General features: G+C 60.6%; 13 protein-coding genes. 4 read left to right on the top strand and 9 right to left on the bottom strand.

Features of this window, described 5'->3' with window-relative positions; translation table 11 throughout:
* Window positions 1-23 precede the first annotated feature (23 nt).
* Together BN1121_RS17715 and dnaQ are read right to left on the bottom strand one after the other, a co-directional pair.
* Window positions 24-1,262: a TIGR03503 family protein gene (locus BN1121_RS17715; RefSeq protein ID WP_043157266.1), complete on the bottom strand. Its 1,239-nt coding sequence runs from the start codon at window positions 1,260-1,262 to the stop codon at window positions 24-26.
* A 5-nt stretch (window positions 1,263-1,267) separates the two neighbouring features.
* Window positions 1,268-2,005, bottom strand: a complete 738-nt coding sequence (dnaQ, locus tag BN1121_RS17710) for a DNA polymerase III subunit epsilon (protein ID WP_005350002.1) — start codon at window positions 2,003-2,005, stop codon at window positions 1,268-1,270.
* Between the two features lie 50 nt (window positions 2,006-2,055).
* On the opposite strand from dnaQ, the gene rnhA reads away from it, so the two are divergent.
* A complete protein-coding gene (gene rnhA / locus BN1121_RS17705) occupies window positions 2,056-2,520 on the top strand; it encodes a ribonuclease HI (RefSeq protein ID WP_005350011.1) in 465 nt (154 codons plus the stop codon).
* Here the strand turns inward: rnhA and BN1121_RS17700 are convergent.
* Window positions 2,508-3,242 (bottom strand): class I SAM-dependent methyltransferase, encoded by a 735-nt coding sequence (locus BN1121_RS17700; RefSeq protein ID WP_005350014.1) that lies wholly within the window; start codon window positions 3,240-3,242, stop codon window positions 2,508-2,510. The two genes, rnhA and BN1121_RS17700, sit on opposite strands and share 13 nt — an antisense overlap.
* A 71-nt stretch (window positions 3,243-3,313) precedes the next feature.
* Here BN1121_RS17700 and gloB point away from each other — a divergent pair, with 71 nt between their 5' ends.
* Entirely contained in the window at window positions 3,314-4,078 is a 765-nt protein-coding gene (gene gloB / locus BN1121_RS17695) for a hydroxyacylglutathione hydrolase (RefSeq protein WP_005350015.1), read from the top strand.
* 70 nt (window positions 4,079-4,148) lie between these two features.
* The gene (locus tag BN1121_RS17690) at window positions 4,149-5,678 is read left to right on the top strand and encodes a lytic transglycosylase (protein WP_043157267.1); all 1,530 of its coding nucleotides are present in this window, start codon (window positions 4,149-4,151) and stop codon (window positions 5,676-5,678) included.
* A 49-nt stretch (window positions 5,679-5,727) separates the two neighbouring features.
* Here the strand turns inward: BN1121_RS17690 and BN1121_RS17685 are convergent, their stop codons facing one another.
* The gene (locus BN1121_RS17685) at window positions 5,728-6,579 is read right to left on the bottom strand and encodes an endonuclease/exonuclease/phosphatase family protein (protein ID WP_005350018.1); all 852 of its coding nucleotides are present in this window, start codon (window positions 6,577-6,579) and stop codon (window positions 5,728-5,730) included.
* A gap of 114 nt (window positions 6,580-6,693) precedes the next feature.
* Here BN1121_RS17685 and BN1121_RS17680 point away from each other — a divergent pair, with 114 nt between their 5' ends.
* Window positions 6,694-6,918: a hypothetical protein gene (locus tag BN1121_RS17680; RefSeq protein ID WP_005350020.1), complete on the top strand. Its 225-nt coding sequence runs from the start codon at window positions 6,694-6,696 to the stop codon at window positions 6,916-6,918.
* Here the strand turns inward: BN1121_RS17680 and yciA are convergent.
* The 5 genes from yciA to BN1121_RS17655 form a co-directional block, all read right to left on the bottom strand.
* A complete protein-coding gene (gene yciA / locus BN1121_RS17675; protein ID WP_005350022.1) occupies window positions 6,915-7,316 on the bottom strand; it encodes an acyl-CoA thioester hydrolase YciA in 402 nt (133 codons plus the stop codon). The two genes, BN1121_RS17680 and yciA, sit on opposite strands and share 4 nt — an antisense overlap.
* 67 nt (window positions 7,317-7,383) lie before the next feature.
* Window positions 7,384-8,163, bottom strand: a complete 780-nt coding sequence (locus tag BN1121_RS17670) for an NAD(P)H-binding protein (RefSeq protein WP_005350024.1) — start codon at window positions 8,161-8,163, stop codon at window positions 7,384-7,386.
* 240 nt (window positions 8,164-8,403) lie between these two features.
* The gene (locus BN1121_RS17665) at window positions 8,404-9,402 is read right to left on the bottom strand and encodes a LacI family DNA-binding transcriptional regulator (protein ID WP_043157268.1); all 999 of its coding nucleotides are present in this window, start codon (window positions 9,400-9,402) and stop codon (window positions 8,404-8,406) included.
* A gap of 182 nt (window positions 9,403-9,584) precedes the next feature.
* Window positions 9,585-11,480 carry a transglycosylase SLT domain-containing protein gene (locus BN1121_RS17660; RefSeq protein WP_043157269.1) on the bottom strand — a complete coding sequence of 632 codons (1,896 nt, stop codon included), beginning with the start codon at window positions 11,478-11,480 and terminating at the stop codon, window positions 9,585-9,587.
* 104 nt (window positions 11,481-11,584) lie between these two features.
* Window positions 11,585-14,464: a putative bifunctional diguanylate cyclase/phosphodiesterase gene (locus tag BN1121_RS17655; protein ID WP_005350032.1), complete on the bottom strand. Its 2,880-nt coding sequence runs from the start codon at window positions 14,462-14,464 to the stop codon at window positions 11,585-11,587.
* Between the last annotated feature and the right edge of the window lie 168 nt (window positions 14,465-14,632).

The raw sequence follows: 14,632 nt of genomic DNA, 5'->3' as shown, positions 1-14,632 counted from the left end.
CAGGAGGAAGCCTTCCCCCTTGCTTACTGCTCGGGCTTGTTGAGATCGAGCTCCGAGGTGGGGGCCTTGCTTTGGGCCTCCTGCGCCGCTTGCTGCGCGGCCAAGGCGCGCTTCAGTGCCTTGCGTTTTTGCAGCAGGATAAAACCGATCCCGCCCCCCACGCCAAGCAGAACGGTCAGCGCACCGAGCAACCAGACCAGCCAGCCGCTGCTCTCCTCGACCGGAAGCGGCTCGAGTTTGGCTACGTCACTGATGACGGGCTCCGGGGGCGGTGGCGGAGGATAGATGTTGAAGCTCTTGGGCGGCAGGGTGAGTCGAAACTCTCGCCCGGAGAGGGTTGTACCAAACAGGCTCCCCTCGATGTGATAGAGCCCGGGCGCGGCCGGTTTGGGAAGCGGGATCTCCAGACTCTGACTGCTGGCCGTGCCGTTAAACGGCAGGGGGTGGCCGGCCGGGTCAATCACCCGCCCGGCAACAGCAATGCTCACGGGATCCACTTCATCCTTGTCGATGAGGAAGGTGAGCTTGGGCCCCTTGGTTTCGCTCGGCAATTGCATCTCGTAGCGAAACGGCATGGGGTAAATGAGGATATCCTGATGCCGGGCTCGGGCAAACACCTCATTCCCCGTGCTGATGACGGTGCGATACTTGCCAGCCGGGGCATCAAACACCACCTCGGCCGTCATCACACCGTCATGGGGGCGCTCATCGAGCCCCTTCCCATCGTCCAGATAGCTGCCAATGACCAGGTCCTGCACCGGCTCGCCTTTCATCTCGGCGGTCTGGAAGCTCTGCAGGCGTACCGTCATGCCAAGGGAGGAGAGATAGTCTTTGTCATTGGTCGGTTTGTCATCGATCAGCAATCGACCGGTGACCTTGACGCTCTCCCCTTGGTAGAGACGCAGCGGCAAGGGATCTGTCTGCAGCGCCACCTTGGTCAGCAGGCGGATCCGGTTTTCCGAATCGGCATCGGCGATAGCCTGCCAGGGGCCCGGCATAGGATCACGAATGGTGATGAGATCCGCGTCGGGCGTAACCAGCCAGCCAATCTGCCCTTCGGGGTGGCGGGTGCTGTAGAGCTTGCTGCCATCGGGCTGCACCAGCACCACGGGAGCGGAACCCTCACGCTTTTTCAGAATAAAGGTGACTTCACGCACCCCGTGATCGATACGAAAGCGGTTCTCGAGGAGGGGCACATCGCTCGCACCATATACGGTGGCCGCACTCAGCTCGGTACACAGGAGCAACAGCGCAACGTTCAAGCCTTTTACTGGCGCCACTGGCAGCTCCCCCCCTTCTTCTGGACCAGATCCAGCCTCGCCTCATGGGTCGCCAGGACTTCGCCTTCGGCACGGATGATCCGCAGCGGTGAGCGGTCGGCAGAGAGGCGACGGATCCCGGTATCCTGCGCCGAGCTATCGCTCTCGGCCGACTCGGAAGCCAAATTGAGCTTGGTCTGACCGCCGGTCATCATCAGGTAGACGTCGGCGAGGATCTCCGCATCGAGCAAAGCGCCGTGCAGGGTGCGGTGAGAGTTGTCGATGCCGTAGCGATCGCACAGCGCATCCAGATTGTTGCGCTTGCCGGGGAACAGCTCCCGCGCCAGGACCAGGGTATCGGTGACGGTGCAGATATCCGTGGTCTTGAGGCTCAAACCAAGTTTGCTGAACTCGTAATCCATGAAGCCCACGTCGAAGGGGGCGTTGTGGGCGATGAGTTCGGCACCACGGATATACTCGATGAACTCGTCGGCGATCTGGTTAAACGAGGGTTTATCGCGCAAGAAGTCGTCGGTGATCCCGTGCACCTGGATAGCCTCGGGATCGACCAAACGATCGGGCTTGATATAGACGTGAAAGTGGTTGCCGGTCAGCTTTCTGTTGATGACCTCAACACATCCTATCTCGATGATGCGGTGCCCAAGGTAGTGGGGGCCACCCGCCATGTTCATGCCGGTGGTTTCGGTATCGAGGATTATCTGGCGCTGGGCCTGGGGTATGTTCATCATGGGATCTGTGTCAAACTCGGGTTTTCCCCAAGTTTACCCCAACGCGCATGCTAAAACAGATTGATTTATATACGGATGGTTCCTGCCTCGGCAATCCGGGACCAGGTGGCTACGGGGCCATCCTTATCTATGGCGAGCACCGCAAGGAGCTGTCGGGCGGCTATCGCCTCACCACCAACAATCGTATGGAGCTGATGGCAGCCATCGCCGGGCTGCGCACCCTCAGCGAACCTTGCCAGGTACGCCTGACCACCGACAGCCAGTATGTGAGGCAGGGGATAACCCAATGGATCACCGGCTGGAAACGCAAGGGGTGGCTCACCGCCAATCGCGAGCCGGTCAAGAACGTGGACCTATGGAAGCAACTCGATGCCGAGGTGGCACGTCATCAAGTCGAGTGGCTCTGGGTCAAGGGCCACTCGGGACACCCCGAAAACGAGCGCTGTGATGAACTGGCCAGAGAGGCCGCCTCGGGAAGTGCGCTGGCCGACGATACCGGTTATCGCCCCTGATCCTGCCACACCCTGGCCATGCCCGGCGTGGTCAGGGGGTGAGGCAGACTCCAGCGTTTTCTGACGGGCAGGAGCGGAATACGCCGTTTGCGGGCGGCTATCACATAGACGGAAGAGAAGGCGCGGCAATAGTCGTGACCCAGGCTCTCACGCCACCAGCCTACCGAGCTCTTGCGCCCCATCCAAGAATAGCCAAACCGCTCGTCAAACATCACCTCAAACCCCAGCAGCTGTAGCCAGTCGGTCACCCGCCCCGGGGTAAACATGCGCGCCGACCAGGGCAACTGGTGCCGAAACCAGGGGAGCAGCTTGCCGACGCCCAGCAGGCTCATCGGGTTATAACCGCTGAGGATGATCCAACCATCGGGTGTCAACACCCGCTCCACCTCGCGCAATACTTCATGGGGATCCTGACTAAAGTCCAGGGTATGGGCCAGCAAGCAGGCATCGATGCTGCCACAACGCACCGGTAGCTGCGTCGCCTCCCCCTGAATGCTCAGGTCACGCCCCAGCGGGGCCACGGCTATCTGATGACGGATAGTCGAGCACCCACAGGAGAGCTCGGCGCTGAGTGGACCGACCTTCAGGAGGTGATAACCAAAGAGACGGGGACACCAGAGATCGAGGCGAGACTGCACCTCGCTGGCAATCCAGTCGCCCAGCGGCAGCTCACACCAGCTGGACGGACTCATGATTTGTCGTTCGCTACGGGCCACCTGCATAATAGGGCTCGTTCCGGATGGAGGGTACCCTCCTTTTATATAAGATCGACTGTTCAAAGAGAAGCCAGAATATGTTCCAGGTCATCACTGTCCCCGCCTTCGAAGACAACTACATCTGGTTGATCTGCAAAGACAATCACTGCCTTGCAATCGATCCTGGCAGCGCAGCCCCGGTCTTGGCACGCCTTGAGGCCCTGGGGCTGACCCTCGACGGTATCCTCATCACGCATCACCATCACGATCACTGTGGCGGCGTCACCGAACTGCTCGAGCACTATCGGGAAGCCCGGCTCTATCTGCCTCGCCATGAGGCGCTGCCCGGGTTGGACGGGATCCGGGTCGATGAGGGAGATCTCATCAACTGGCACGGTCTGTCCCTGACCGTGATGCATCTGCCTGGCCATACCCGTGGTCATGTTGCCTATTACGGCGCAGGCATGCTCTTTTGCGGCGACACCCTCTTCTCGGCCGGCTGCGGCCGCCTGTTCGAGGGTACGGCCGAGGAGCTCTATCACTCCCTGAATCGCATTGCTGCGCTCCCTGACGAGACCCTGATCTACCCGACCCATGAGTACACCCTCTCCAACCTCAGGTTTGCGATGCGGGTCGAGCCGGATAATGCCGCGATCAGCGACTACCTGCGCCAGATCAGCAAGTTACGCAGACAAGGGCTCCCCACCCTGCCGACCCTCTTGAAGCGAGAGCGCGAGGTCAACGTGTTTCTGCGCTGCGAACACGAAAACATAAAATTTAATGTTGAAAATCACCTGTCTGAACAACTAGATACACCACTGCATCTGTTTAGCGCCTTGCGTCGCTGGAAGGATGTTTTTTGAACAAACCTTGATCCGGGGGGGATAGCCGCTTAGTATGACCGCTGTTTACCTATTGGATGACCTGTGAGTGATGAAGGTTCGAACGGCCTTATTGGCAGCCTTGTTTTTGAGTGGCTGCCAAAACCTGAGCAATCAGGATGACCGGGCGCTAGCGGCTATCGAGCCGATCAAGTCCCCCCAAGTCAACAAGAAAACCCATAAACGCTACGCCCCCGGGGTGTGGCTCAACGACGATCAGCTCGAGTCTTTCGAGGGCAGCGATGATCTCTGGGTACGGATCAGCGACGACATGCAGCTGGAGATACCGGAGAACGATCGAGTTCGACGACAACGAGCGGCGATTCTGCGCAGTGACAGCCACATGGCGACCATTGCCAGCCGTGCTGAACCTTACCTCTTCCTGATGGTTGAGGAGATCGAACGGCGCGGGCTGCCAATGGAGCTGGTCGTAATCCCCATGGTCGAGAGTACCTTCGATCCGACCGCACGCTCCCGTAGCAATGCGGTGGGTCTGTGGCAGTTTGTGCCCCAGACCGGTCGCAACTTTGGTCTCTCCCACGATCGTTGGTATGACGGGCGCAAGGACGTGGTAGCCTCGACCCGGGCCGCCCTCGATTATCTTGAGTACCTGAACCGCTTCTTTGACGGTGACTGGCTCAATACTATGGCCGCCTACAATGCCGGGGAAGGCCGGGTACGCAATGCCATAGTACGCAATCAGAAACGCGGTCAGCCGACCGATTACTGGTCACTCGATCTGCCGCGAGAAACCGAGCAATACGTTCCCAAGATCCTGGCGATGGCCGATGTCATCAGCAACTCGGAGCGCTATGGCCTCTCGCTACCCAGTCTGGCCAATGAGCCCAAGCTGCGCGCCATTGATGTGGGCGGTCAGCTCGATATCGCCACCGCGGCCAATCTGGTGGGCATGCGTCAGAGCCAACTACGAGAGCTCAACCCGGCGCTGGTGCGCGGCGTGACCTCTCCGCGTGGGCCTCATCGGATCATGGTCCCGGTCGAATATGCCGATTCGCTGGAGTTGGCCCTGGCCGACCTGCCCAGAACCGAGCGCGTCCGAGGCCGCAGCTATCAGGTCGAGCGGGGGGATACCCTCTCCCTCATCGCCAGTCGTCATGGGGTCAGCGTCAATGACCTGAAAGCGGCCAACAATCTGCGGGGTCACAGCCTGCGTGCAGGTCAGAGTCTGCGTCTTCCTGCCAGTGCCGTCGACAGCGGTCGCACCCTGGCAAGCCGTGAGCCGGCGACCAAGAGCACCCCGACCGTGAGTCGCTATACCGTCAAAGCCGGCGATACCCTGTGGGATATCAGCCGCAAGAGCGGCGTGAGCCAGAAGGCCTTGATGCAGTGGAACGGCCTGTCGGCCGGCACCACCCTCAAGCCCGGTGCCAAGTTGGTGATCAAGGGGAAGCCCACTAACGGCTCGGTCAACTATCAGGTACGCCGTGGGGATTCTCTCTCCTCCATCGCGGCCAGATTCCAGGTTGCCGTGGTGGACGTGATGCGATGGAACCAGCTCAGCAAGCGTAGCTACCTGCAACCGGGCCAGACCCTCACCCTGTTTGTCGGGGATAACGGCTAACCCCGCTTGCCGCCGTCATAAAAAGACCCGCCATTTGGCGGGTCTTTTTTTATTCCTGAGGCGTCAGGCTCTGTGCCTTAAATCGCGCCACGATGGGATTGTGGTCCGATGCCGCTGTGGCGGGCGAGGCCACCTCAAGCAGCTCCAGATCCCGATAATAGAGGTGATCGAGCGGGCGGCCAAAGGCGGTGCTACGGGTGTCGGGCACGGGTCTGGCCTCTTTCAGGCTGAGCTCTTCGGCCAAGCCGTCGAGCCAGCGCTGGCGTTTATCGCTCCAGGTATTGAAGTCACCCGCCAGGATAACCGGCCCCTGATGGCGGCGGACCAATGCCGTCAGATCGTTGAGCTGCTCTCGATAACCTGCCATGCCCAACTCGAAGTTGACCGCATGGAGGTTCACCACCAAGACCCCATCCGGATCGCCATCCAGAGGATAGAGGCTGACCAGTCCCGACTTGGGGATACGGAAGAAGGGCTCGGGAGAGCGGACGCCACACACGAAAGCCTGGGGCGTCTTGGCCGCCGTCATCACCCCCAGCGAGCTCGGCCCCTGGGTAAAGGCCTGTACCTGCTGCCATTCGAAGCCTCCGTCCCGTAACCAGCCAAGCAGTTCAGGCGTGGTCTTGCTCTCTTGCAGCAGCACCAGATCCTGCGTCTTGACGAAGCGCTCCATGCCGTCGAGCCACTCTTTGCGCTGGCCCTTGTAGAGGTTCCAGACCGTCACCCCGAACTCACGAGGTAAAGCGCGATTGGCAAGGGCCACCAGAGGCGGCGCATCGCAGCCAACACCGGGCACCACCCCCTCTGCCGTCACAAAATAGCCCTGCTGCGGAACATCGAAGCAACCGACCAACCCCACAGCCAGCAGAGAGGAACCCAGGATGCGATAACTTTTTTTCATTGAAGAACAATCACCTGTGTCAGCGATGCCACCCATTTATCCCACTGAAAAGAAAAACGGCTAGGCTCATACTTCGTTTGATGCAACGTGGAACCACCTTGCCGGAGGGCTCCCATGACCCGATACAACCAGTACCGCATCACCTTCTTTGACCGCCATGGGGTAAGCAACCAGATCGAGCTGAGCACCCCTTATCTCATCATGCGCGACTCTCAGTATGATCTCTGCCTGTTTGACCTCGATCAGTGTGTCGGCTCGGAGGAGATGCTCGAGCACATGATACGGCAAAAGACCGGGGTTGATGAGGAGATCTCCATCATCAACGCCAGCCCGCTCTAGTCGTGACGAGGCACAGGGCGTGGCCGCCCCTGATCGTCGATGGCCACGTAGTTGAAGATCCCTTCAGTCACGCAGTAACGCTGTGCCTCATTTTCTCTGAGGACTGGCTTGACCCAGACTTCGAGTTTGATGCGCATCGAGGTGCGTCCGATGCGCTCGCAGCGCCCGTAACAACAGACCACGTCGCCCACCTTGATGGGATTGTGAAAGGTCATGCCCTCCACTGAGACGGTGCAGATCCGCCCCTTGGCCAGCTCTTTGGCCAAAATGCCACCACCTATGTCCATCTGAGACATGATCCAACCACCGAAGATATCGCCGTTGGGGTTGGTGTCGGCCGGCATGGCCAGGGTTCTGAGTAGGAGTTCTCCGTCGGGCTGACGTACTGTATCGACCATGCTTACTGCTCTAATAGAATGGATGGGGGCATGATAGTGCTCCCCCCCGCCCTTGGCAAACCGCAATCTATGCCTGGTTGAGCCAGATCATGGGGTCGGGCCAGCGATAGGTGAAACCCAGCTCCTGACACAAGCGCAGACCACTCAGCGGCAAGAAGTCACCCTCAGGAGGGACGAACCGGGGGGGGGGCAGACCCAGCGCCAGGGCAGCCTGGGTATAAAACCGCTCGCGCGTCGGGTGCCCGGGTGCACTGATCACATACTCCGATGAGGCGCCAGGGTTATCGAGCAGCAGCAAGATGGCGTTGACCACATCGTCAAGATGAACCAGGTTGACGGCACGAGCGCCGCCACTGCATTCACGTCCTGCCAAGAATCGCCCCGGATGACGATCTGGTCCATAGAGGCCGGAGGGTCGCAATATGGTGACGCGCGCTATGCCGCTCTGACGCGCCGCCTGCTCGGCACCAAGCAATCGCTGGGCACGACTCCCCTCTCCCATCGGCGACGCCCCCTCTTGCTGGCCATCGGCATAGACGGATGTGGCGCTGACCAAGAGCAAGTGACGGCAGCCCGAGGCGAGCGCGTGGGAGGCTATTTCGGCGAGCGCCGCCGGGTAATCCGATGTCTTGCTCGGGGGGATCGCCACCACCACCACGTCGCAGTCTGACCAGGGCCTGGGCTCGCCCACCCCGGCCGTGTAGGGGTAGGCCTGAACTCCCCGCTGACCCAGCTCGATGCACTTCTGCCGGGAGGTGCAGGTCACCGCCACCACGTCCCCCCGCTGCTGCAAGGCCTCGGCAAGGGGAAGCCCCAGCCAGCCGGCACCGATCACCGCATACTTCATCGTACCTCCGGATAAAAAAAAACGGCCATCCATGATGACCGTTGAAAGTAACGAAGGAAATAGCTGGATTGTCCAGATACTTCCCACAGCGGGAAAATCGGGAGCCAGGCTCCTAATTCGTGAAGCCTATCCTAGAGAGAAGTGGGTCAAAAAGCTTTGAAGCCGATCACGTTTGAAAAGGATTTCTGAAAGCGATTTCACGCAACCATCAAAAAAGGGGCCTAACTGGCCCCTCTTTGGTTAACCCACCGACTCGCGAACGATGAGTTCGGGTTCGAACTTGCGCGGCAAGGTCGGCATATCATCGCCATCAAGCAGCGCCAGTGCCAGCTCGGCGGCTCGCTCGCCCATGGCCTCTATCGGATATTTGACCGTGGTCAGCTTGGGATAGGTGTAACGGGCATAGGGAATATCATCAAACCCCACCACAGAGACCTGCTCCGGGATGCGGTATCCCCGCTCCAGCAGGCAGGAGATCGCCCCCGCGACCATGCCGTCGTTAAAGCCAAGCACGGCGGTAAAGTCGACGCCTCGGTCCAGCAAGCCGGCCATCGCCACATAACCCCCTTGTTCGTCAGCAAAGGCCTTGCCGATCAGCGCCTCGTCCAGGGTAATCCCGGCCTTGGCCAAGGTGACGCTATATCCCTCCATCCGCTGGCGACCATCGACGAAGGCGTCGTCGTCAGACGTGACGAAAGCGATACGGCGATGACCCCGGTCGATAAGCAGCTGACACGCCGTCTCGATCCCCGCCTGGTTATCAAACCAGACGCAGCGATCCTCAAATCCCGGGATCAGCCGGTTGATGAAGATGACGGGCGTATCTCCCTGGGCCAGCTCGGCCAGCTCCTCATCTGGCAGAGCCTTGCTGTGCAGGATCAGCGCATCGCACTGGCGTTGCAGCAAGGCCTGAATGGCGTGCCGTTCGCGGTTCTCCTCATGGTTGCCTGACATGACGATGGTAAACTTGTTGGCCCCGTCGACGACGCGCTCAACGCCGCGCATCATCTGGGCGAAGAAAGGGCCACCACAGAGATCGCCTACCAGCAGACCGATGCAGTTCGAGCGCTTGCTCACCAGCGCCTGGGCAAAACTGTTGGGACGGAAATTGAGCTCCTTCATGGCAGCCATAACGGCTTCACGTTTTTCGGGCGCAACCTGGGCCGTATTGTTAATCACACGGGAGACCGTGGAGATGGAGACATTGGCCAATCGGGAAACGTCTTTGATCGTTGCCACACGCACATCCTTTGTTGGGGGATCTGTCACTGTTTCCGGCATTATACCCGCGCCGGCTGCGGTAAACCCTGGCGCTGATCAGCACCAGGGTTACTTAATGTAATAAACTCTTGCGTCGCCTTGGATATTAACCCCTTTGCCGCCCCCTTCCTATCCCCTGCCTACCGGCAGAGAAAAGGGGGTCAATAGCGGCCGTGGAGCTCGGCGTCGCTGAGCAGTCTCAAGGGCTGACGCCGCTTGTGCTCATAGATGAGATTGAAAGAGAGGATGTTCTGCACATAGTTGCGGGTCTCCTTGAAGGGGATCCCCTCGACCCATACATCCACCGGTTTACCATTGCTCTGGGCACGCCAGCGAGCCACCCGTCCCGGACCTGCGTTGTAGGCCGCCGCCGCAAAGATGCGGTTGCCATCGTAGTTGTCGAGCAGCCCCTTTAGATAGGCGCTCCCCAGGCGGACGTTCACATCCGGATTAAACAGCTGCTGTTCACTGCGATAGGGGAAACCTATCTTGCCTGCCGTGTGCTTGGCCGTGGCCGGCATCAGCTGCATCAGACCACGAGCCCCCACCGGCGACTGGGCCAGCGGGTACATGGCGCTCTCCTGGCGAGAGATGGCATAGAGCAGAGAGCTTGGCATGCCATGCTCGCGCGCCACTCTGTCATAGGTCTGCCGCAGCGGCATGGGGAAGCGCAGATCGAGGGCGTCCCAGGCTTCGGCGCGGATGGTGCCCAGTATGGCCAGATCGTGCCACCCCTGCCCCTCGGCGAGGGCGGAGAGCACCAACTTGTGCTCGCGCTCGCTGCGATCGACATTGTGCACCCACTCCGAGCGAGCCCCGGTCAGATCATTCATCGCCTTGAGCTCATTCACCCTGGCGAGGAAGGGCCACTGGCGCACGGCCTGTGACCAGGAGGGCACCTTGGCGGGATACTCGTTTTTCAGGCGATAGGGAACGCCGGCCCGCTGCGCCGCCAGGAAGCCGTAATAGCCACGCATGGCGGCCACCTCGCGATAGAGGCCCTTGGCCTGCTGCGCTTCCCCTCGCTTATCCAGGGATCTGGCCAGCCAGTAACGCCAACGTTCACTCTGTTGCAGCGCCGAAGGCATTCCCTTGATCCAACCCGCCAGATGCTGCCAGTCCTGCTCCCAGACGGCCAGGCGAGCGCGCAGCTCCAGCAGCTCCTCGTCTTTGGAGGGGCGCATCCAGCCATCGAGCCAGGCGCGGCGCTGTGTCGCGCGATCCAGCAGCAGCCTACGGGCTGCTGCACGCTCCACCGGCTGCATGGCTGCATTGGTCAGGCGATAGCGCCCTTGATAACTGGCTAACAGATCGAGCGCACGCAGCGGCTCTTCATTGGCATAACGCGCCAATCCCAACAGCAGAACCTCTCGTCCCTTGGCCGTGTTGGGATAGCGGGCCGTCTGGACTACCTTGGCGGGACGCTCATAGGTGTCCAGCATCAACTTGCTGTAGGCCTGATCGCCACTCAGCGCCACCGAGAGGTGCCGGATGAGGGCAGGATTGTCCGCCTCAAACGCCAGGCTCATACGCTTCCAGATCTTGGCCTGAGTGCGCTGACCACTCCCCTGCCACAGGATAAAGAGGCCGTCACAGCTATCCGGTCGCGACTCACCACTCATCCAGAGCGCCTCGGCCGCCTTCAGCGCCTCGTCACGGTGACCGGTGCGGTATCTGGCTTCATAGTGAAGGCAGCGCAGCCCCGTGGATTCGGGCACCTCGGGATAGAAGGCGAGAAAACGAGACCACTGCTCACTCTGGGCCAGATATTGCAAATAGCTGCGCTCGAGGCGATTGGCCTGAGGGGTATCCCCGTGCTGGCGAATGAAGCGGGTCACCTCGGCATAGTCGGCCTGACCCGGACGGAAGGCGAGTCGGTAGTAATCGAGATAGGGCAACAGGGGATAGTGACTCAGGCGGGCTCTGATTTGATTGAAACGCCCCATGTCGTTGGCTCGCACGGCTTCATGAGCCTGGCGATAAAGGGTTTGCTCCGTCGTTTGTGCCAGCAAGGGCGCACTCAGGGCACAGAGGACAACACCGATAACGGCTTTCAACTGTCTTTGCTCCAGTATGGTGCGGCCTGCGGCCGCAACCATGAAAAAAGGGTCTTGGGATTATTTTACCCAAGACCCCAATAGAGAATGAATAATTTTACGCGTCAGCCCAAGGCCTGAAGCTCCAGCTCGGGTTGCCGCCGCTGCCGCTGGAAATAACGGGCCAGATTTTCGGCGGGCAGCGGCTTGGAGGCTAGATACCCCTGATAGAAACAGCACCCCTGGGTCTGCAGAAACTCCAGCTGCTGGCGAGACTCCACCCCTTCCGCCGTGACATTGAACCCCATGTGCTTGGCCATGGCCAACACCGCCTCGACGATGGCCATGTTGTCGGCATCGCGGGGAATGTCCTGGATGAAGCTGCGATCTATCTTCAGCTCGTCGGCCGGAAGCCGCTTGAGATAACTCAAGGAGGAGTAGCCAGCCCCGAAGTCATCGATGGCGAAGCTGATCCCGAGCCCCTTGAGCTCCCCCATCTTGTTGATGGTATCTTCGGCGTGTCCCAGTACCACCGACTCGGTGATCTCGAGGTTGAGCCGGGCCGGATCCATACCTGTCATGGCGAGCACCTCGTGAACCCGCTCGACAAAATCGGGGGCATGAAACTGCTTGGCGCTAACGTTGACCGAGATCTGCGGCAGATTGATCCCCGCCTCTTCCCATGCCACGAATTGATGGCATGCCTCGAGCAGTACCCAGTTACCGATATCGACGATGAGATCCGTCTCCTCGGCGATGGGAACAAACTCGGCGGGCGACACCATGTTACGGCCAGGAGGCTGCCAACGCAGCAATGCCTCGACCCCGATGATCTCTCCCCCTTGCACCATGTGCTGGGGCTGGTAGTGAAGCAGCAGCTCGTTATTCTCGAGCGCCCGGCGCAGTTCATTGTTGATAAGCAGGCGGCGGTCAGCCTGCCACTGCATCGAGGCGTCGAAGAAGCGCAGGGTCCGTCGTCCGGCAGACTTGGCCTGATACATGGCCGTGTCGGCCTGCTTGAGCAGATCTTCGACCCCCTGATCCCGTCCCGGGAAGAGGGTCACACCGACGCTGGCCCCGATATGCAGAGACTGCCCGGCAAACGGATAGGGGGCTGAAAGCTCGGCGATCAGCCGCTCGCCCACCAGATCGGCCTGCATCTCGGCCTGTGGCGGACTGGCTGAGAGCTGCGGCAACAACAGCACAAACTCATCCCCCCCCAGGCGGGCGAGGAAGTCGCCCTGGCGGGTGAGGCGCTTGAGCCGTTCCGCCACTTCACGCAGCAACCAGTCCCCGGTGGCGTGTCCCAGCGAGTCATTGATGGTCTTGAAATGATCGAGATCGATAAAGAGCAGGGCCCCGATGATCTCGCTGTGCTGGGCCTCGGCAAAGGCTCGGGTCAAGGTCTCGTGTAGCTGTCGCCGGTTGGGCAAGCCGGTCAGCTCATCGTAGTAGGCAAGATCCTGGATCTTGCGTTGGGCCGCCTTGCGCTCGGAGATATCCTCAAAACAGATCACGAAGTGGGTGAGGTGGCCACGCTCATCCTTCACCGGGGTGACTATCTCCCAGTGATGGGTGACACTGCCATCGCGGCGCGGGCGCTGGGTCTCTCCCTGCCAGCGATCGAGATCGTCCAGATCATACCCGAGCCCACCACACCAGACCCCCTCCCCCAGCGTCAGGCCCAGCACCTCGCCACTCTCATAGCCGGTGAGCTGACTGAACGCCTTGTTGACCCGCAAGATGGTAAAGGCGGGATCCGTGATAACAATCCCCTCATGGGTTTCAAAGGCAACGGCAGAGAGGCGCAGTTGAGCCTCGACCTGCAACCGCTCTATCTCGGCGCTGATCCGGCTGGAGAGAATTTTGAGCAAGGAGTCCAGATCGGCGACCAGCTGGCCATGGCGGCAGGTCAATGCCAGATGACCGACGACCACGCCGTGACCATCGAGCAGCGGCATGCCATAGAAGTGCCGCTCCTCATCCCCCGGGATGCGGTGATGGCGCGTCTTGCCGCCATAGACCACCTCACAGAGGCTGCCACCGAGGGCATATTCGGGCTGGGGATGCTCACCCACGGCCGAGAGTAGCCGCAGCGACTCATGCCCGTGACGCTCGGCCAACCAGGCCCCCTCGACCCCCTTGACCTCGTACAGGCGCTCCACCAGGGTGTCAATGAACGCCATTCCGGTCTTGGCCGACAGCGCCAGGGAGAAGCGCTCCAGCAGATCGCTGCGACGCCGCCACTCCTCGGCCTGGCGAGAGATCCGCATCTGATCCACCGCACGACTCATCAACAACATGGCGCCGCGTAACAGGGCCATCTGCTCGAGAAGCAGTGGCGCCTCGGGCGAGCGCCATTGGCACAGCACAGCGCCCTGGGGTTCGTCGTCGAGCCAAATGGGGATCACCAACAGACTTCCCCCTTGCAGCAGGGGGATCAGGGAGTGGGCCAGCGGATGCTGATCTACCTGCTCCAGCACAATGGGGCCGGTTAACCGCACCACGGAGAACAGGGCCTCCAGCGCGCTGCGCTCGAGCTGTTGCCCGGCCAGACGGTGCTCGCTGTCATAGAGACACAAGAGATTCTGACAGAGCCCCTCTCCCATCCAGACCGAGCTGCCATCCACCCCCAGGGAGGAGTGCAACCAATCGGTAAAATGGAGATAAAACGAGGAGAGCACCTCGGGCCTGGCCGTCAGGTCGCAGGCGAGTTCGACCAGCGTCTGAAAGGGGGACGCAAACTGGCGATCCGCCGCCAGCCCATCGATAGTCAGCAGACCGATACAACCAAGGCCGGCGCCGGCGGGCAGCAGACGCATGCACGCCACGATTTCATCATCACGCTGAGCCTGCCACGCCGCCGGGGCCGCGCTCTCACACACTTCACGCCCAAGGCGCTCAAGCAATGCCGGATCGGGAAGGCAACCACGCTGCGCCAACCGCTCTGCCACGCGACGCGGTGACCAGAAACCCTCACCCTCGCTGCCGTCAAAGAACCACATTAGTTGTGCACTGTGCGCACTCATCGAAAACCCCGATACAAACCGACTGCACATGGGCACATGCCCATCGCGAAACAGGGTACCTGCCCCGATGCTTCAGGAGGACACAAACATTCGACCGGTAGGAGGTGACCCGAAACGGGGCCGAAAACAGGTGCTGCCAAGAAG

Source organism: Aeromonas diversa CDC 2478-85 (assembly GCF_000819805.1).
Taxonomy (GTDB): domain Bacteria; phylum Pseudomonadota; class Gammaproteobacteria; order Enterobacterales; family Aeromonadaceae; genus Aeromonas; species Aeromonas diversa.
The sequence above is the reverse complement of the archived record's forward strand: the minus strand, read 5'-3'. Positions and strand labels throughout refer to the sequence as shown.

What these genes read in the sequence shown, in the direction of transcription:
- BN1121_RS17655 (WP_005350032.1), bottom strand. Translation starts at nt 14,464, where the DNA reads ATGTGGTTCTTTGACGGCAGCGAGGGTGAGGGTTTCTGGTCACCGCGT.
- rnhA (WP_005350011.1), top strand. Translation starts at nt 2,056, where the DNA reads ATGCTAAAACAGATTGATTTATATACGGATGGTTCCTGCCTCGGCAAT.
- BN1121_RS17670 (WP_005350024.1), bottom strand. Translation starts at nt 8,163, where the DNA reads ATGAAGTATGCGGTGATCGGTGCCGGCTGGCTGGGGCTTCCCCTTGCC.
- BN1121_RS17680 (WP_005350020.1), top strand. Translation starts at nt 6,694, where the DNA reads ATGACCCGATACAACCAGTACCGCATCACCTTCTTTGACCGCCATGGG.
- gloB (WP_005350015.1), top strand. Translation starts at nt 3,314, where the DNA reads ATGTTCCAGGTCATCACTGTCCCCGCCTTCGAAGACAACTACATCTGG.
- BN1121_RS17690 (WP_043157267.1), top strand. Translation starts at nt 4,149, where the DNA reads ATGAAGGTTCGAACGGCCTTATTGGCAGCCTTGTTTTTGAGTGGCTGC.
- yciA (WP_005350022.1), bottom strand. Translation starts at nt 7,316, where the DNA reads ATGGTCGATACAGTACGTCAGCCCGACGGAGAACTCCTACTCAGAACC.
- BN1121_RS17700 (WP_005350014.1), bottom strand. Translation starts at nt 3,242, where the DNA reads ATGCAGGTGGCCCGTAGCGAACGACAAATCATGAGTCCGTCCAGCTGG.
- BN1121_RS17685 (WP_005350018.1), bottom strand. Translation starts at nt 6,579, where the DNA reads ATGAAAAAAAGTTATCGCATCCTGGGTTCCTCTCTGCTGGCTGTGGGG.
- dnaQ (WP_005350002.1), bottom strand. Translation starts at nt 2,005, where the DNA reads ATGAACATACCCCAGGCCCAGCGCCAGATAATCCTCGATACCGAAACC.